This is a genomic window from Bradyrhizobium murdochi (assembly GCF_000472965.1).
In the GTDB taxonomy this organism is placed as follows: Bacteria; Pseudomonadota; Alphaproteobacteria; order Rhizobiales; family Xanthobacteraceae; genus Bradyrhizobium; species Bradyrhizobium murdochi.
The window spans coordinates 149663-168234 of the sequence record NZ_AXAU01000009.1; the positions used below are offsets into that span (position 1 = coordinate 149663).

The 18572-nt window shown below is 61.5% G+C and carries 10 protein-coding genes; 8 read left to right on the plus strand and 2 right to left on the minus strand.

The genetic code is table 11. The annotated features are described in order from the left end of the window. The first annotated feature begins 319 nt into the window (after positions 1–319). The 8 genes from YUO_RS47170 to YUO_RS0118835 all read left to right on the plus strand — a co-directional run bounded on the left by YUO_RS47170 (position 320) and on the right by YUO_RS0118835 (position 15009). Complete coding sequence (locus YUO_RS47170; protein ID WP_283806416.1) at positions 320–1654, plus strand: Wadjet anti-phage system protein JetA family protein; 1335 nt, start codon at positions 320–322, stop codon at positions 1652–1654. After that, entirely contained in the window at positions 1644–2285 is a 642-nt protein-coding gene (locus tag YUO_RS0118805; protein WP_028348686.1) for a DUF4194 domain-containing protein, read from the plus strand. Before YUO_RS47170 ends, YUO_RS0118805 begins: the two co-directional genes overlap by 11 nt. Next, positions 2282–5782, plus strand: coding sequence for an SbcC/MukB-like Walker B domain-containing protein (locus YUO_RS0118810; protein ID WP_028348687.1), 3501 nt, complete (start codon positions 2282–2284; stop codon positions 5780–5782). The genes YUO_RS0118805 and YUO_RS0118810 overlap by 4 nt, the downstream gene beginning before the upstream one ends. Further along, entirely contained in the window at positions 5779–6990 is a 1212-nt protein-coding gene (locus YUO_RS41065; RefSeq protein WP_051379507.1) for a Wadjet anti-phage system protein JetD domain-containing protein, read from the plus strand. The genes YUO_RS0118810 and YUO_RS41065 overlap by 4 nt, the downstream gene beginning before the upstream one ends. 282 nt (positions 6991–7272) lie before the next feature. Continuing rightward, on the plus strand, positions 7273–9636 hold the full coding sequence (locus YUO_RS0118820; protein ID WP_235782760.1) for a TerB N-terminal domain-containing protein: 2364 nt from the start codon (positions 7273–7275) through the stop codon (positions 9634–9636). Further along, on the plus strand, positions 9633–10967 hold the full coding sequence (locus YUO_RS0118825; RefSeq protein ID WP_028348689.1) for an ATP-binding protein: 1335 nt from the start codon (positions 9633–9635) through the stop codon (positions 10965–10967). The genes YUO_RS0118820 and YUO_RS0118825 overlap by 4 nt, the downstream gene beginning before the upstream one ends. Then, on the plus strand, positions 10879–13173 hold the full coding sequence (locus tag YUO_RS0118830) for a DEAD/DEAH box helicase (RefSeq protein WP_235782750.1): 2295 nt from the start codon (positions 10879–10881) through the stop codon (positions 13171–13173). The genes YUO_RS0118825 and YUO_RS0118830 overlap by 89 nt, the downstream gene beginning before the upstream one ends. Before the next feature lie 642 nt (positions 13174–13815). After that, on the plus strand, positions 13816–15009 hold the full coding sequence (locus YUO_RS0118835; protein WP_028348691.1) for a Fic family protein: 1194 nt from the start codon (positions 13816–13818) through the stop codon (positions 15007–15009). A gap of 573 nt (positions 15010–15582) precedes the next feature. Here YUO_RS0118835 and YUO_RS0118845 read toward each other — a convergent pair. Beyond that, positions 15583–17466, minus strand: a complete 1884-nt coding sequence (locus YUO_RS0118845) for a TRAP transporter large permease (protein WP_028348692.1) — start codon at positions 17464–17466, stop codon at positions 15583–15585. Between the two features lie 5 nt (positions 17467–17471). Continuing rightward, positions 17472–18497 (minus strand): TRAP transporter substrate-binding protein, encoded by a 1026-nt coding sequence (locus tag YUO_RS0118850; protein ID WP_028348693.1) that lies wholly within the window; start codon positions 18495–18497, stop codon positions 17472–17474. Between the last annotated feature and the right edge of the window lie 75 nt (positions 18498–18572).

Genomic DNA, 18572 nt, shown 5'->3' on the forward strand with positions numbered 1-18572 from the left:
AAAAGGGCAAACGACCCCCAAAGGGGCCCGGGTTACGTTCATTGCGATGATGGACAAGGACGTCATCGCGGACATCAAGCAGGTGCCATCGACGAGCATCGGGCAGCCTGGGATATCATGGATGCCGCGACGGAGTTTCTGAAGCGGAGGAAAGCAAGGAGAATGCCCTGAAACTCTACTGTTTTTCCTTGCAGTTGAAGGAGCGTAACGGTTCAATCCATCGGCTGAAGGACCGATGATGAAGCTGTTTGGTTATCTTCCGGAGACCCTCTTCAAGCCTCTATCGGGGCCGAAGAAGCACGTCTACGCGCGCCTGCTAATGCGTCTCTGCGAGAGGGTTTATTCGGCACGGATCCTCGAGACGCCGCTCAGGGAAGAGGTCGTGAAGCAGATCGAAATCGGCCTCTCGGAGTTCGGCATCGGATCGATGGGCGAGCTTTCCGAGGGCGACCCTGAGGAAGATCAGACCACGAGCCAAGCTCATTACCTTGCCTACTATCGACTGCGCGACACCGGTTGGCTCACGGAAGAGACCGAGAAGTGGCGCACCTACGTCGACATGAATCCGGACGCCTTCATGGTCCTAGGCGCGATCACCGACTTCGGCAACAGCCGGGTCCGCGTCGCCGGAGCCGTTGTCGACGTCAAGAACAACCTTGAGGCCGCGAACCGCGAGCCGGAGACCATGGCCCAAGGTCTGGCCAACGCGCACGACACGGCCCTGCGGTTCGCCCGCAGCATGCGCCGGATCCTCGCCGGCATGCGCGAGATCGAGGACCACATTCTGGGCAATCCAAACGCGGCGGCCATCCTCCGCACTTTCTTCCAGGACTTTGTCGACGGGCTGCTGATCGCCGACTACAAGCAACTCAAGACGTCCAACAACCCCTACCGTCATCGCCGCACGATCGCATCGCTCGCGGGCGACATGCTTGCGGACGCCCAGTGCCTCGGCAAGATCGCGCGTGCCTACATCGAGCAGGGTGTGATGGCTGCGGGCGCCACGATCGCCACAGCCGAGGAACGAGTCATCGCGGAGCTCGAGAAGATCAAGAGCGTGTTCGAGGACGTCGGACCGTTCATGGACAAGATCGAGGACTTCCGGGACCGCCTCGAGCGCCGCATCCGCACCACCGTCCACTACATGGACGTCATGGGGGAGGGGTCCGCCGAGCGGATCGTCCGGCTGATCGAGCAGATCTCGAAAGTCGACAGCAACGAGGTCGAGATCCGTATGAGGTCGCCGGATGTCGCACTGCCGATCACATCACTCGCGCTGTACACCCCGCCGCCGCCGAAGGCTCCGCCCGAGCGGACGCGTTTCAAAGTGCCGAAGCAGGATCCCTATCTGCGCGCCTATGTCCAGGCCACGACCGAGTTCGACCGGATGGTGCGCGTGTCCGATCAAAAGCTGCTCGAGTTCGCTCGCCGGCAGATGCAAGGTCGAGATGCAATGTCCTCTTCCGAGATCGAGATCCAGAGCGTTCCGGATCTCTTCGCTTACCGAGCCCTTCCGAATCTGGCGGCGGTGGGCCGCTCTGTGCGTTTGGGTGAATTCACGATCGCGCTCGAGGAGGAGCGCACCTCTAACGACTGGATTGACGTGACCGCATTCCGTATCGAGAGAACGAGGACCTCGGCCGATGCTGCGTGATGTTTCCAAACTGATCGACGACGAGGATTCCGAGGGCGGCGACGGCGACCGGTTGCAGAAGGATCTGCGCCAGGCCGCGCAGTCGCTCTGGCGCGCCCAGTTCATCTATGAAAACGACTGGGGCATGAAGACCTCTTACGAGGTGCTCCGTCGCTACATTGGCTACTTCGAGAACCTGTTTGACGCCCTGGGTTACCGCGTCGTGGGCAGGCCGAACGACGGATACGTCGGCCTCGTGGCGAACGAACTGCCTCCCCGTCAGAGCATGAAACTGGACGAGAGTCTGCTCGTGCTGGTGCTGCGGCTCCATTACGAGGAGGCGTTCACGCGGTTCGAGGCTAAGGAATTCGGCGAGGTGGAGGTCGAGAGCGAGCAGATCCTGCAGATCTACGAAGACCGGACCCATCGGGAGCGACCGAACTTCGGGCGCGTGAAGGAAATCCTGGCCGGCTTCAGGCAGCGCGGGCTCGTCCGGATTGAGGATCGTGACGATAGGAACTTCACCCTGTTCCTGCGGCCTGCCCTGCCGATCGTGGTCTCAAAGGACACCCTCGGCTCTCTGGAGGAGTTTGTCTCGCGCTCCACCGCGGCGACGGCAAAGACCGACGCCGCGAGCGAGGTGCAGGCGTGATCGAACTGCGTCGCATCATCCTGATCGACTGGTACCTGTTCCGGGCACAGCAGGTCGACATGCGCGGCATGACCGCGATCATCGGCCCGAACGGGGCGGGGAAATCGGCGATCATCGACGCCGTGCAGACCGTGCTCTCCGGCGCGAGTATGGCTAGCATCCGGTTCAATCCGAGCGCCCAGAGCAACGTCAGGAGCAAGCGGACGCTGCGAGACTATTGCCTTGGCGTGGTCTCGCTCGACGAGAAGGGCGAGCGGTCGGAGCCGACTCGCCAGCATGCCTACACCTACATCATCCTGGGCTTCGAGAATCTGGAAGACGGCTCGGCGGTAAGCCTGGGTGTGGCTTTTTCGGCATCGGCATCGAGGAGCGACGAGTTCTGCGAGGCGCGATTCATTGCCAAGGGTGCGATGATGAAGGAAGACATCCTCACTGCGGTTGGCGACGATGAGGTCGAGACGCTGCAGTGGCATGCGGTGCGCACCGCGTTGCGCGCCCGGAATATCGAAGTGGACGACGCGTTCTCCAGCGCCACGGACTTCGTGGCGGAATCGCTCCGGGTCTTATCGCCGACAGGCTTCCCGCTCGATCCGAGGCGCTTCCAGAAGGCGTTCCGGAACGCGCTGCTGTTGAAGCCGGTGGACAATCCCACGGACTTTGTCCGGAACTACGTTCTCGACGTTCAGCCCCTCCAGGTCGATAGGCTTCGGCGCGGGATCGAACATTGGCGTTCGCTGACCCGCCGTATCGAGGAGTTGAGGGCGCAGAGCGCGAGCCTCGCCGGAATCCTCCGCATCGTCGGCCGCGCCGTCGAAAACGAACGGGTTATCGCGGTCACCAATTGGCAGATTGCCTGCCTTGAGTGGGAGAAGTTCCGGCGGGATGCGCGACGTCAGGAAGAGAACACTGCGCAGCTCAAGAGCGCCGCTGCAAAAGCGGAAGTGGAAGCCGTCGCTGCCTCGACCCGGCACTCGACGCTCGAAACGGAGCTCAAGGCCGTCGAGTTGTCGATCAACACTAGTGACGGCGAACAACTTGCCCAAATGTATGAATCGGACAAGAATTTCACCCTGGGTCAGCGGGCCAATGCAATGGCGCCGGTCAACGAGATCGATGGGCTCATCGCTTCGATCAAAAAGGCCGTCGAGCGCAATCTGCTGGTCCGCCGGGACGATCTACTGCATGCACTGCTGAGTGCAGTCGTGGTCGCTCGTGGAAGGGCGCCACTTTCCGAATGGGACAAGACGCTCCCGGAAGACTGGAAGGATAGCGCCTCGCATCTGGATGCGGCGCTCGCCGCAGTCGATCAGGAAAGGCTCGCGACGGTCCGCAAGACGTTCTCAGATGTCCATCTCAACGCCCGCATCGCGACCAAGGATCTTCAGGATCGCATTGATCAAATCGACAGCAATCTCAAGCGAATGGACCAGGGACTGAGCCCCATCGAGCGCGGCACCCGGGAGCTGATCGACCAGCTTCGTTCGCATGGCATCGAAGCTGAACCCTTGTGCGATCTGGTGGAAATCCGCGACGATAAGTGGCGGATGGCGGCTGAAGCCGTCTTGGGGCGGTCCCGGGAGGCGCTGATCGTCGACCCTAGTCGGGCGGTGCGCGCCCTCGAAATCTATCGGGAAGGCGGGGAGTATTCGTTTCAGCACGCTGAGGTCATCAACACGACGAAGACCGACAGTACCAGGCCGCCCGAAAAGGGCTCGCTGGCACAGATCATCGGCACGGATAACCGGCACGCGCGGGCCTTCCTCAACTATCGCCTCGGCCGACTGATGATGGTGGAGACCATGGACAGGATGGTTGCCGCTCAGAACGCCATTACGCCCGATCGCATGATGCAGGGCGGCAGGACGGTCCGGCGGCTTCCTAAGCCGGAGTACCTGAAACTCGGTCGCGCCACCCAGGCCCAAATGCGCCAGCAACTTCAGACCGAGCGGGAAGAGCTTGAGCTCAAGCTCGCCGAACAGGCTCGCGAGGTGGGGCGCTTGGAAGAAGAGGACCGTCTCTTCGAGGGCATGTTCGCGCAATTCCAGAAAGTACAGGGCGCGGGGCTGAGCTGCTTGTTGTGCGGCGCTACGTTGGTCGAATTCGATCGCAAGATCTCGGATGCTGAGAAGAATATCCAGGATGCCAGGCGTAATCGCGATCCCAAGCTCATATCAGAGCGAGATCGTCTGCGGTCTGAAGCGGCGATGGTCGCCCGGCTGAAAAACACGACTCAAGTGACCTTCAACGGGGCACAAACGGCGCGGGATCGCGCCGAGGGCGCATACGAAATCTATGTGAAGCAGAACCGCGACCACTTGTCGTCGGTCCGGCGCGGTCGCGCGCGCCAGATGCGGGGTAGCTTTCCGCAGTCGACGGCCATGCGCGAGTACCGGGGGCAGGTCCCTGCGATCGCCACTGAATCTATACAAAACCTCATCGCTGGCTTCGTGGCCGATCGGGATCGCCGCTCGACGGATCGCCGCTCGAGTCTCATGCGCGAAATGACCGGCGCAATGAACAAGCATGGTCAGGAATTCCATGTCGTGCCGCCATTCACGGCTGAAGAAGCGACGCCGGCGGCCGTTGAGAAGTGGGCCGCGGCGGAAAAGCAGCGCCTCGACACACATGAACTGGTCCAATACGAGGAGCAGTGCCGGAACGCCGCGACCGAGATGACCTCGGCATTCCGCGATGATCTCCTGCATCGCCTCGACGACGCCTTCACCGGCATTAAGGCCACCCTGAACGAGCTCAATCGTCACCTCAAGGATCGTCAGTTCCACGGGCGCGACTACTACTCGTTCAAGGCGCTGGATGCCCCGACCCATGTCGACATGATCGAGCTCGTCGCGGAATCCAGGAAGCCAGAGTTCAATCTGTCTCTCTTCGGGGATCGCAGCGGCGACGCGAACTCTCCCATGATCCGGGCGGTTCGCCAGATCGAGGAGATCCTGTCGAATGTGGAGGCGCGGACCGAGGATATCGAGGACCCGCGCAAGTATTTCAATTTCGAACTCTACATCCAGGATGCTGAAGGCAAGATCCGATCGTCGCTGACGAGCCGTGCGGGCACGGGATCCGGTGGTGAAGGCCAGTTGCCCTTCTACATCGCCATCGGTGCCTCGTTGGCCGCCACGTACCAGAACCGGCGCACCGGCGAGAGCGGACTGTCGCTCGCCATCTTCGACGAGGCCTTCAATCGACTGGACACGAGGGCGATCGGTCAGTGCTCGGAATTCATGCGGGATCTCGGGCTCCAGGTCATGCTGGCCACCCCTGACGAAAAGCGGCACGTGTTCATGGAGGTGGTCGACACCGTGGTGAACGTGAATCGGTTAGGCAACCAGGTGATGATCGACACAGAATTCCTGACGGACAAGGCTCGCGACGCAATCGTTGCTGCCGATCCATATCGCAAGGGCTTTGATGTCTTCAAATCCGAGCTGATCGCTGCGGAGAGGGCTGCCTCCATCCCGCAGGACCAGGCGGCGGAATGACCCACGTTCGTACACCGGATGCCGGCGTCGAATTTCTCGAACGTCTGTTGGAGCGGAGCGAGCGCAATCCCGATCGCTCCCGACCGGCTTCCGCGGCTCCGGATTATGACAGCCTGTTGACCGCGCAGCAGATGACTCGCTTCCACGATCAGATGGCGGCGGCGGAGAGGTTCGGCGCCGTCGAACTGCTGCGGGGCAAGAGAGACCGGAGCCATCTGATCGAGCGGGTTCGCGTGCGCGATCCTGAACTGCTGGCCAGAACCCTGGGGCGTCCGCCGGCGCCAGCGACCGCGCAGCGCGTCAGGAACGAGCTGCTTCCGGTCGCTACGGCCGGTGAGCCGTGGGTGGTCGGCCTATTGGATGAAATGACGGCTAGGTGGACCCGCAACGAGCCCGCCTATCGCCTGACGGCCGGCCAGGCCGATGCTGCCAAGGAGTTCTTCACGCTGTTGGCGTCCATCTCGCGGCAGGAGGCCAAAGGACTGGACGCGCGAACCTTCTCCCAAAAGGCGACGAACGACACGAAGGCGTTCGATCGGCACGCTTCGCGGCTCGCCGCCGTTCTCGGCGTCCAGATCGGGCAGCCCGGTGCAGCGGCGGACGTAGTCTGGGCGCACATCGGCCTGGAGCGTTTCAGCCACCCTGTTCATCTGAAAGGGCCTATTGCCGTGGACGGGGCCAGTGGCCGCGTGGTCGACGGTCGCGCCGAGCCGTTCGCATCGATCCATCCGGAGATGCTCTCGCAGCTATCGGTCTTGGTGCGGCCGACGGCCGTCCTGACGATCGAGAACTACGCGAGTTTCAATCGGCAGGTTCGCGAGATCGAGGACGGCAGCCTGGTCGTCTACACCGGCGGTTTCCCGGCGGCGGGAGTCATCGAGCTCCTGTCGAAGGTTCTGGTCACCGTGCCGGCCGAGGTGCCGTTCCTTCACTGGGGCGATGTAGATGCCGGCGGTCTGCGGATTTTCAGGTATTTGGAGGAAAACTTGCCGCGTGGGCCGCGGCCGCACCTGATGACCAAGGAGCTGGCCGAGAAGGCCGGGCAGCCGGCCGATCCGGAGCCGAGCCTAGGGTCGATCGCAAGATCCGAAAGCGCTATCCGCAATTTGGCTGACTGGCTGGCGTTTGGATCCGATGTGCGCCACCTGGAGCAGGAGGCGCTGGAGCCGCGGTCCGTCGTGCCAGCTGCGGATCACGGCCTCGGCTGAGCGTCAGGAAAACAGGCGCAGGGGGGAGCAGGTGTGCAGATGGAAACGAAACGGTTTTGGGGCATGACGGCCGATCGTTCGCGCCTAATCTTCTTATGAAGTCAAAGTCATACATCGCATAGGCCTTCAAAACAGGTGGAAACGGCAGTGGAGTTTCTCGATTGCGCTTGCGACAATCGGCAACTCCATGGGACGGTCTCGTAATTACGGCCCCCATTTGATCGGTGCCTGCATTTATGACGAAACTGAGCGATGGGGCGACGTAGCAATAATTCGGCGGGGATGGGCCTATTGATCGTTTTGGGTCTCGTTTATTGGGCCCTGAGCGCGGCGTATCACTTCGTCCTGCAAAATGGCGCTGCCATCGCAGGGTTTGCAATTGTTGTGGGGGTGCTACTCCTGATCTGGGCGATAGGGTCGCGGGCGCTGTTTTCGGGCAAAGCTCCCCCGCCGTTCCCCGCGCAGACCGACCAGGGATCAGTTGCCGCGCCGGTAAACCGGCCGGCAGCAAAGCGGGCTCCAGCGCGGTGGGTTGATCCTTCGGAAACTGTGGTCGTGCAGGGCGCGCAGATCCCGGGCGGGTTGTTCTATCTGGGCGATTTCGTGCAGTTGGACGACCGGCGCTCGACGGATCAGTACGCAATCAATCCGAAGCTCTCCGCGAGCGCAACTCGGCCTGACGTCGAAGGAAGTTCGATGCCCTATTGGCCGTCCTATGCCGGCATCACTCCTGCCGCCCGCCGCGCCTTCCTGAACTGGATGGCCGAAGGGCGCAGCAGCCGAGCTTACGGCGTGGGGCACGTGTTCCTTTTTTTCTACGGTCTGGAGCACCGCGCCTTCATCGAGACGAATCTTGCGTCGTTGCCTGCGCTCATTCAGGAAGTGGAGCGGCTGCTGACTGTCTACGCGGACAACAACTCTTTCCGCGGCTACGCCACGCGCTTTTTGAGCTATGCCAGAATAGCCGCCGGGATTCCGATCTCGCCGCCAACTCCTTCCCCGGAGCGGACAGTCTCCTCGGAAGTGGATGTCGCGATCCGACTGCACCTCGGGCGGGCGCTTCAGCAGGATGGAGCGCTCGGCCCTCACGACGCCTTGCTGTGGGCGCTTGCAATTCCGGACGTCTATCTTCGGACGCCCGCAGTCCGGTGCTTCGAGGAATTCGAGCGGCTCTTCCACTATCGGTTCAACGAGCGCTATCCCAGCGGCCTTGCGCTTCGAGCAACGGGCAACATCCGCCTCAGCTATAAGGCCGCGAGCGGCGCGTTCGAGGTTCCCATAGCGGGTAGTCACGAGAGATATCCGGACATTTGCCAGACTTCGGGAAAGGTGCCGGCCGATCTGAAGAGGATCGTGCAGGAGTGCACGGACGAACTCGACAGCTTCAGTCGCTTCGTCGGACGGCGTCCCGACTCCCGCGAGTCTATGCAGGCCGCGCTTTTGTTGCCGGAACCGCTGCAACGAGACCCTGCGGATGGCCGCATTCACCTCTTTGGCCAGAAGATGCACCGCTCGATGGGCGAACACAAACGCGCCAGCACGAAGATGCGCAACATGCTGGAGGCGGCGGGCTTCGACATGCCGGCGAACGGGAAAGTCACGCCCACGCTTGCCGACCAGCTCGGCTCGGCTCTGGACCGCATCGACATCGCGATAGAGCCGGATCGCCGCTATGGGAGCGGCGTCCCTCAACTCGAGGATCAGGTCATCATCTTCAAAGCGGATGGCGGCGGAAAGGTCGATTCCGACCGATCCAGCTACAGAGCCGTGAAGGCTCAGGTTGAGGTGGCCGTGTTGGCCGCGGCCGCTGACGGCGATGCCTCCGCCGACGAGTTGAAACGCGTGGTCGCAGGAGTTCGAGACGCTTCGGATCTATCCCCGATCGAGCAGGCACGGCTGATCGCCTACGCCGCGACCGTGTTCAACAGTCCGCCCAAGCAGGACCGGGTAATGCGCAAGCTGGGCGAGCGCAGCCCAGAGGAGCGCACGATCATCGCCGATGCCGCACTAGCGATCATCGCTGGCAACGAGAACGTTGATGCGAGCGAAGTGCGCTTTCTGGAGCGGCTCCACAAGGCGCTCGGTCTTCCAAAGGAACGGGTGTATTCCGCCTTGCACCGCGCAAGTCCAACCCAGGCAGCCGACGAGCCCGTTGCCATCTCACAAGAAGTCCGTGCCGACGGGGTACCGATCCCCGTCTCGGAGAAGGCGCTCATTCCGGCCGAGACGGCCAAGGCGCAGGCGGAGTCGGCGCCGGCATCGACGATCCGCATAGATGCCGCCCGGCTTGCACGTACGCAACGCGAGACCCAAACGGTTTCGGCGCTCCTAGCGAATATTTTCGAAGAAGACGCGCCATCGCCGCCCGAACCATCCCCCGCTGTCTCCGGCACGACCGGTTCGCTCGATGGGCTCGACGCCGCCCATGCCGAATTGGTCGAGCTCCTCGAAATTAAGGGATCCCTGCCGAGGGCGGAGTTCGAGCAGCGCGCGAAAGACCTCAAGCTGCTGCCGGACGGGGCCATCGAACGGATCAACGATTGGGCCTTTGACCGGTTCGAGGAGGCGATCATCGAGGACGGCGAGGACGTCGTCATGGTAGAGCACCTGCGCGATAAGCTGGCTGAACTGAGAGAAGCGGCATGAATCCATCCACTGCACGCCCGATCAAAGCGAAGGACCGGGACACCATCATCCAGGCGCTCGCCGCCGGTGTGGTGCCACGCATAGGGTTGCCGCACATCCAAGTCGGTCGCGCGGCAGAGATCACCGCGCTGGTTCGAGACATCGAACGGATCTCCGATGGCGGCGCCGGCGTGCGCTTCATCATTGGCGAATATGGTGCCGGCAAGACGTTCTTTGCCAACCTGATCCGTCTCATCGCGTTGGAGCGGAAGTGCGTCACCGTCCACGCCGATCTTGCGCCGGATAGACGCATCCACGCCGGCGGCGGACAGGCACGGGCGCTGTACTCCGAGGCCATTCGCAATATGGCCACTCGCACGAAGCCGGACGGCGGTGCCCTGGGCGCGGTAATCGAGAGGTTGGTCACGGACGCCGTCAAGGAGGCTGCTGATCGGCAGCTTTCCGTTGAGACCGTGATCGATCAGAAGCTCGCTCCCATTCAGGATTTCGTTGGGGGATACGATTTCGCCGTCGTGCTGAAGGCCTATTGGCGCGGCAGTGAACATTCCGACGAGTCGTTGAAAACTTCGGCCTTGAGGTGGCTCCGCGGGGAGTTCTCGACCAAGACGGAAGCCCGCCAGGCGCTTGGGGTGCGGACCATCATCGACGACGACAACGTCTACGACTCGCTGAAATCCCTCGCTTGTCTGACGCGGTTGGCAGGATATGCCGGCCTGATCGTGATGTTCGACGAGATGGTCAACATCTACAAGCTGCAGAATTCCCAGGCCCGCAATCAGAACTTCGAGGAAATCCTTCGCATCGTAAACGACGCCCTGCAGGGCAATACCACCGGCATCGGCTTCATGATGTGCGGGACGCCGGAATTCCTCCTCGACACGCGGCGCGGCCTGTACAGCTACGAAGCGCTTCAATCGCGTTTGTCCGAAAACCGCTTCGCGGCGAACGGGCTGGTCGACTATAGCGGTCCGGTCATCCGACTGCAGAGCCTCACGCCGGAAGATCTCCTCGTGCTTCTGTCCAACATCAGGAACGTCTTTGCTGGCGGTGACCCCGCGAAGTTTCTGGTGCCGGACGAGGCCTTGACCGCTTTCATGGATCACTGCAATCGCCGCATCGGAGAGGCGTATTTCCGGACGCCACGCACCACCGTCCGCGCGTTCGTGCAGATGCTCGCCGTTCTTGAACAGAACCCGGGCGCACGCTGGCAGGACCTGATCGGCGGGATCCAGATTGCGCCCGATGCGCCCGATATCGCCGTCACGGAGGAAACGACGCAGTCCGCGGGAGGGGAGGGCGATGAGCTCACCAGTCTCCGTATCGGCAACTGAAGGGGCCTTCGATCGGCTTCATCCGAAGATCAGACGTTGGATACGCGACCAGGGCTGGGATGAACTTCGCGAAATCCAGGCACGCTCCATTGGCACCATTCTCGACGGGGCGGGGGACGTCGTAATCGCTGCTGCGACCGCCGCCGGAAAGACGGAGGCGGCGTTCCTGCCGATCCTGACTTTGATCGCGGAAAGGAAGGGCGGCGGATTCTCTGCAATCTACGTCAGCCCTCTGAAGGCGTTGATCAACGACCAATTCCGGCGACTGGATGAACTCTGCGAAGCGATGGAGATCCCTGTCGTCAAATGGCATGGGGACGCCTCTCAGGCGGAAAAGCGGAAGGCCATCGCGAAGCCTTCGGGTATCGCGCTGATTACGCCTGAATCGATCGAGGCGATGTTGACGCGGCGCCCGGGCGATGCGCATCGCCTTTTTGCGTCGCCAGACTTTATCGTCGTCGACGAACTCCACGCATTCCTGCAGGGTCCGCGCGGACTGCATGTGGCCAGCCTCCTGAAGCGCATCGACGCGATGGCTCAGAAGCCAGCCCGCAGAGTCGGATTGTCGGCTACCATCGGTGATCTGACCCAAGCTACGGCCTGGCTTCGTCCGTCGGCTCCGCAAAATGTCGACCTTCTTGTCGCGAAGGCGGATTCTCCAGAGTTGCGGCTCCAGATACGTGGCTACGTCGAGCCGCCGGATCTCGACGATCCCGATCATGCGGAAGGAGGCAGCCAAGACGCTCAACCGCCTAAGCGCATCGCGCTGGACGCGATCTGTGACCATCTATTCTCGACCTTGCGCGGCACGAACAATCTGGTCTTCGGCGGGTCTCGGCGAACCGTGGAGTCGGCCGCCGACCGTCTTAGGCGTCGATGCGAGAAAGCGGGCGTTTCGAATGAGTTCTATCCTCATCACGGCAGTCTTTCGAAGGCTCTCCGAGAGGATCTCGAGATTCGGCTGAAGGACGGCAGCCTGCCGACGACGGCGGTATGTACGTCGACCCTCGAGCTTGGCGTCGACATCGGCTCCGTCAAATCGGTCGCCCAGGTTGGCGCGCCTCGCTCTCTTTCGTCTCTGCGACAGCGTCTCGGCCGAACTGGTCGGCGGCGCGGGACCCCGTCGATCCTACGCGTGTACGTTCGCGAGCCCTACGTCGACGTCAAGTCGGGCATCCTCGACCAATTGCGTCCGAATACTATCCGGTCGGTGGCTGTGGTCCGCCTGCTGCTGGCTGGGTTCGTCGAGCCTGCTGCGCCCAGCCCGGAAACGACCTCCACGCTGATCCATCAAGTTCTGTCCGTCATCGCCGAACGGGGCGGCATCCGTCCGAAGCCGTTGTTCGATCTGCTGTGCGGGCCGGGACCGTTCAACTCGATCGATACGGCGGACTTCGCGCAGCTGCTGCGTCATCTGGGATCCGGTGAGGTCCGGATGATCGAACAGGCGCCAGACGGCGTCCTGATGCTCGGTTCGGAGGGCGAGAAGATCGTGCAGTCGCGCGATTTCTTCGCTGTGTTCGAGAGTTCGGAGGAATGGCGTCTCACCGCGGCCGGGCGCACGCTCGGCACTCTCCCGATCTCGTTCCCGGTTCACAAGGACAGCCTGGTGGTCTTCGCCGGGCAACGGTGGATCGTTCTCGACGTCGACGAGGCCGGAAAGGTCCTGTCGGTCGCTCCGCATCCGGGAGGCATGGTGCCGCGGTTCGAGCCATCTCACGGTGAGGCCGCGCACGACCGATTGTTGGCCGAGATGAGGGCGGTCTACCTCGACAACGATGTTCCGGAATACCTGGACAAGGCAGCCCAAGAATTGTTGGCCGAAGGGCGCGATACCTTTCGGGCGCTCGACCTCGATCGGCGCTCCCTCATCCAGGAAGAGCGCGACCTCCACCTCTTCGTCTGGAGGGGCTCGCAGACGACGGCCGTCTTCAGCGCTGCGCTCGGAATGGCCGGCTTGGAGTGCGGTGTCCACGATTTGGGAGTGACCGTGCCCGAGACCACGCCGGCGCAGATGGTGCCGATTCTCGAGAAACTCGGCTGCATGTCCGCGCTCGACCCTATGGACGTCGCAGCTTTCGTGAAGAACGTACGCTCAGGGAAGTTTCAGGACTTCGTGCCGGAGGCGCTCGCTCAGAAGCAGTGGGCACTTCAGAACGGGCAGTTCGTTGGCACGGCCACGGCAATCGCCAAGACTTTGCGCTGACCATCCGCCGATCCTCACTGGACGCGTGTGTAGCTCCGGGAAAGGAGATCGAATTCCCCGGAAGCCGCGGTAAAGCCGTAGGACTGGCTTTTCGGATTTCGAGCGGCATGCTTTTTACCGATCACGGCATCGAGTCCTTAAAAGTGATGCAAACCGGCGCCGTCTTGATCGGGCGAAGTTGCCGAAGAGTTCAGCCGATGAGAGTGCTCCACGCTTTTGAAGATTCAGGCTGCGCCAAAGTACTGTCAATTCGAGGCGCACCAAAGGCGGGACTTTTTGTCGGCAGATGTAATTGTGCAGAAGGGTGGTCGTTCATACGACTCTCGTGCGCGTCGCAACGAACCCGGCGTGCACGTCATGACCATGGGCCAGCTTGCCGAGAGGCATGCAGGTGGCACGAGGTGCGGGTAAGGGCGTGCTGCACCCCCAAGTGACCGGGTGGTCTGGGGCAGGATCCCGGAGCGCTGAAGGGAGACCGGCAGGCATGTTGCCGCTGGCAAGTTTGATGGAACGTATCGGGAACAGAGCCTGTTGAAACTTTCGGAAAGCCAAAACAAGCGCCCCCGCGATCGCAGCCTGTTGTGGCTTTTTGCAGGAACCCAAAATATAAATAGGAAAATATGACCTTTATTTTGGGTTCCCATGAAGCGCAGCGATCTCAGCCACACGATCCGCGAGACCCTTAAGAGGCTACCGCCGCCCTACGACTCCCATTACGGGATCGTCCCGCCTGCCCCCCCGGAGGCCGGCGTCTTCGTTGGAGGAGCGACGAAGGCCTTGGAAGCCGCTCAAGCGGCCTTCGGCAAGGTCGACGCCATCGCGGCCCAGATGAAGGACCCCTACATCGTCAGTCGGGTCCTTACCAGACGCGAGGCAGTCAGTTCCTCGTCGATCGAGGGTACCCAGAGCACTCTCGACGAACTGCTTTCCGTCGAAGAGTCGGGTGACGACGGCGCCCGGGACGAAACGCGCCAAGTCCGCAACTACGCCGTTGCCTTGGACGGATTCATCCCGAGAGCCGCCAAGGACGGCTACAGCGTCTTCACGATGGACCTGATCAAGGATCTCCATCGCGCCGTGATGAAGGACGACCCCGACTACCAGGACGTTCCCGGCGACCTCCGCACGCGCGTTGTGTGGATCGGCGGAAACAAAGACATCGCATATTCTAGTTTGAATCCTCCCCCTCCTGCCGACGTCCCCGACTGCCTCGCCCAAACGGTCGATTACCTACGGAACGAGGGGATGCAGCAGATGACGCAAGGGTTCATCACGCGCATGGCGATCGCGCACACCCATTTCGAGGCAGTGCACCCCTTTCGCGACGGCAACGGACGTGTCGGTCGCCTTCTACTTCCACTCATGATGGCGGCGGAGAAGCATGTGCCTCTGTACCTTTCGCCTTACATCGAAAGCAAAAAGGGCGCGTACTACGCTTCGCTTAAGGATGCTCAACAACGGCTCGACTGGGAGCCCATCATCACCTTCATGGCCGACGCCGTGACCGGTACCGTCGAAGAACTCATCCGAACCCGGACGGCACTTTCGGAATTGTCCGAGCGCTGGAGGCAGCGCCGAAAATTCCGAAAGGGATCTGCGGCCATGCGAGCCTTGGACGAACTTCATAACTATCCGGTCGTGACTGCGAAGCGGCTCGGCCAACTGCTCGATATCTCGCCTGCACAGATAAATCAGGGCATTGCGCAATTGCAAGAAGCCGGCATTCTGCAAGAGAGGACCGGATACGCGCGCAATCGAATCTACGCCGCTCCCGAAGCTCTCACTATCATCAACCGTCCGTTCGGCGAAGAGCCTATCTTTGCCGAGGTCGATTGATCCGGACGCGGTTTCGGCCGGCCCAAAAGGGCCGTGATCCGCGTTACATTCGAGGACCAGGCAGTCGATCTTCCCTGAGGTCGGCGGCTAGTAGAAGCGACGGCACGCTGACGATCATCACCGGCACGATCGAGATGCTGGCATCACGATCATGGTGGCCGGCACCAGACGATCATCATCATCGGTGGTGCCGCCGGCGATCAGTAGCGCCTGATTCATCGAGTTCGATCTTCCTAGCACTGAGCGGATCGGCGTGGTGCCTGCCGGCGGGAGTCATTCTCCGGTAACCCTGCACGATCGTTGATGCGCGGGTGAGGGCGCCCCGAATTCAGGTCGGGTCTTTGTTCCAAGAGTTGCACGGCGATCTGATCGATGCGTGATCCGTAGTCGCGGATGTCCCTGAACGCGCTGCGTCGCTTCGTGCCCGGAGGAAGGCGAACCGTTGCCTCGACTAGGGCAAAGAACTGCTCGAACAGGCTGTCAAGCTCGCCGAAGCTCACCTTTTATCCTTCCCAAGCTGCAGGGAACGCGGAGAGGTGCGGACGATCTCCGCACCTCAAGCTTTTCGCGGACTTACAAGAACCCGACGGAAATCCATGGCACTGCAGCCACTATAAGTGTGCCGAGGAGCAAGGCCACTATGTAGGCGACGATCGGACCCATGCCTTCGTCGGGATGAATCCGACTGATAGCGCACGCCGCGTAGTAGCCGACCCCAAATGGCGGCGCGAAAAGCCCAATTCCCATCGCCAGAACGACGACCATCGCGTAGTGGACCTCATGCACGCCGACTTGACGAGCAATGGGGAAGAGCAGCGGGCCAAAGAGCACGATGGCAGGAATGCCTTCGAGTACGCTGCCCAGGATGACGAAGGCAATGATAGTGACGATCAGAAAAACCGGCACACCACCAGGCAAGGAGGTCATGAACTTCGCAAGCGACGCCGAGAAACCCGACTGGGTTAAGGCCCAGGCCATTCCTGTCGCCGCACCGATGATGAAGAGGATCGCGCCGGAGAGAGCCGCGGTCTCAACTAACATCGGATAGAGGCGACGCCAGTCAAACTGGCGATAGATGAGAAGCCCAGTCAATATGGAATAGACGATGCCTATCGTCGAGACCTCGGTGGCAGTCGCGACCCCTTCGACAACCGCGGCGCGGATCACAAAAGGAAGGGCGATAGCGGGAATCGCAATCAGGAACGCACGACCAATTTCTCGGCCCGTCGCCCGCTGAACGTGCGATAGGTCCTCCCGACGATATCGCCACCACACGACTGCACACAGTCCGATTGCGAGCACGATGGCTGGTAGCAACCCGCCGGTGAACAGAGCCGCGATCGACACGCCGGTTACCGATCCGATCGTGATCAGCACCAAAGACGGTGGGATTGTCTCGGTCTGAGCGCCGGTGGCCGCCAAGAGTGCGACGAGGTCTCCGCGCTTTGCGCCGCGCTTGGTCATTTCGGGGAAGAGCACGGGCGCGACTGCCGCCATGTCGGCCGCCTTGGATCCTGAAATACCTGAGACCAAGTACATCGCACCGACCAGCACATACTGGAGCCCACCCCGAACGTGGCCGAGCAGGCTGGCAAGGAACCCCACCATGGCGCGGGCCATGCCGGTCATTTCGATCAGCAAGCCGAGGAACACGAACAGCGGCACCGCCAGAAGAATGAGATGGCTCATGCCTTCGTCCATGCGGCCGATGACCACAACATCTGGCGTGCTCGTGGTCAGCGAGATGTAGCCGATAGTGGCAAGGCCGAACGCGAAAGCAATCGGTACCGCAGCAAAAACCATCGCTCCAACGATGAATACAAAGAAGATCAGCAAGTTGAGATTGCCAAGCGGCTTCAACACCGGCCCCAGGAGTGCGAGAATCCCGATCAGCGCTCCGACCGCGGCGACGGCCGCCAGGAGGTGCTTGAGATCGGCCGTGGCCACCAATCTCAGAGTTGCGACGATCAACATCAAGCCAATGCCGACAGGAAGCGCGGCGGCGCGCCAAGTGTTGACTATTCCCAAAGCGGGAGTGGTCACAAACACCTCGTCGGCCGCGAACTCATACGCTGGGTGAATGACCAAAAGCAGGAACACGAACGATGCGGCCGTAGCGAAGACGTCAAGGAACAACCTCGCTTCCGGTCGGATTATGCCAACGATTGCCGTCATCCGCATATGCTCGGCTCGCTGGAAGGCGATAACCGAGCCCAGCATCGCGAGCCACAAGAACAGAATGCCGGCAAGCTCGTCGGACCAGACGATCGGCGCGTGGAGTACGTAGCGGGAGATGATGCCTACAAAAAGGACGATCACCTCCGCAACGACCAGTAGCGCGGCTGGAATGGCGACGACAGGCTTGAGAGCTTTGTTCAGGTCCACAATGGCCTTAGGCCACCCGATGGTCGGCTCAGGGAGGGCAAGTGTCGCTCCGTCTACGTGTGCGTGCTCCATGGTGCTCACCCCAACTTGCCGGCGGCTTTTTCGAGTTGAACCCAGGCTTCCTCACCGAACTTGGTTTTCCAGTCGGCATAGAAGCTCGTCTTCGCCAGCGCCTGGCGGAAGATGGACCGGTCGACCTCGAGAAATTGCATTCCCTTGGCGCTCAAGTCGGCACGCAACGACTGACTGAGCTTCGCGATGTCTGCTCGTTCATCTTCGGCCGAGCGGTCGAACTCGCGCGTCACGATTGCCTGCACGTCCTGAGGCAGCTTCTGGAACGCGCGCTTGTTGCCGAGGATCCAGTAGTTGTCCCAGACATGGCCCGTCAGGCTGCAGGTCTTCTGCACTTCGTAAAGGCGAGCGGTCGCAATAATCGGAAGAGGATTTTCCTGACCGTCGACGACCTTGGTCTGCAACGCGGAATAGACCTCGTTGAAGTTGATCGGCGCCGGTCCTGCCCCGAGCGCAAGGAACAGCGAGGTCAGATTGGGGGCGGCAGGTACCCTGAGCTTGAAACCCTTGAGGTCCTCCGGCGTCCTGATCTCTCGACCGGACGATGTGATGTGGCGGAAGCCGTTGTCCCACGGCTTGGAGACCGTCATGATCGGCGTCTTGGCGATCTGCACCCGGATGTAAGCACCGAGCTCACCATCCATGGCTCTCCAGATCGCATCGTAGTTCGGAAAGAGGAAGCCCAGGTTCACGATCCCGGCGGCCGGCACGAGGGTGGCGAGGATCAGCGAAGACAGGTTGAAGAACTCGACGCTACCGTTGCGGACCTGCGTCAGCAAATCGGTATCCGAGCCGAGCTGATTGGCCGGAAAGAGATTGATCTCCAGGCGCCCGCCCGTCGCTTCCTTGATGCGATCGGCGGCCTCTTTGGCTCGAACATTCACCGGATGCGTCGGGTCCTGCCCGGTCGCGAGCTTGTAAGTAAACTCCGCCGCCGCAGCGGGGCGGCTGAGTACGGCGCACAACGGAACGGCTGCGCCGGCCAGGAGCAACTTGCGACGAGTTATGCCAGTTGGTCTGCGTTGGGTCATTGCTTCCTCCTTGTTGAAACGAATCGGTTCATCGGCAGCTGCACTTGTCTGCAGCTCCGGCCGGTTCTCGGACGC

Bases quoted from the DNA above. Each gene is read 5' to 3' on its own strand.
- YUO_RS47170 (WP_283806416.1), top strand. From the start codon at position 320: ATGCGTCTCTGCGAGAGGGTTTATTCGGCACGGATCCTCGAGACGCCG.
- YUO_RS0118805 (WP_028348686.1), top strand. From the start codon at position 1,644: ATGCTGCGTGATGTTTCCAAACTGATCGACGACGAGGATTCCGAGGGC.
- YUO_RS41065 (WP_051379507.1), top strand. From the start codon at position 5,779: ATGACCCACGTTCGTACACCGGATGCCGGCGTCGAATTTCTCGAACGT.
- YUO_RS0118820 (WP_235782760.1), top strand. From the start codon at position 7,273: ATGGGCCTATTGATCGTTTTGGGTCTCGTTTATTGGGCCCTGAGCGCG.
- YUO_RS0118825 (WP_028348689.1), top strand. From the start codon at position 9,633: ATGAATCCATCCACTGCACGCCCGATCAAAGCGAAGGACCGGGACACC.
- YUO_RS0118830 (WP_235782750.1), top strand. From the start codon at position 10,879: ATGCGCCCGATATCGCCGTCACGGAGGAAACGACGCAGTCCGCGGGAG.
- YUO_RS0118835 (WP_028348691.1), top strand. From the start codon at position 13,816: ATGAAGCGCAGCGATCTCAGCCACACGATCCGCGAGACCCTTAAGAGG.
- YUO_RS0118845 (WP_028348692.1), bottom strand. From the start codon at position 17,466: ATGGAGCACGCACACGTAGACGGAGCGACACTTGCCCTCCCTGAGCCG.
- YUO_RS0118850 (WP_028348693.1), bottom strand. From the start codon at position 18,497: ATGACCCAACGCAGACCAACTGGCATAACTCGTCGCAAGTTGCTCCTG.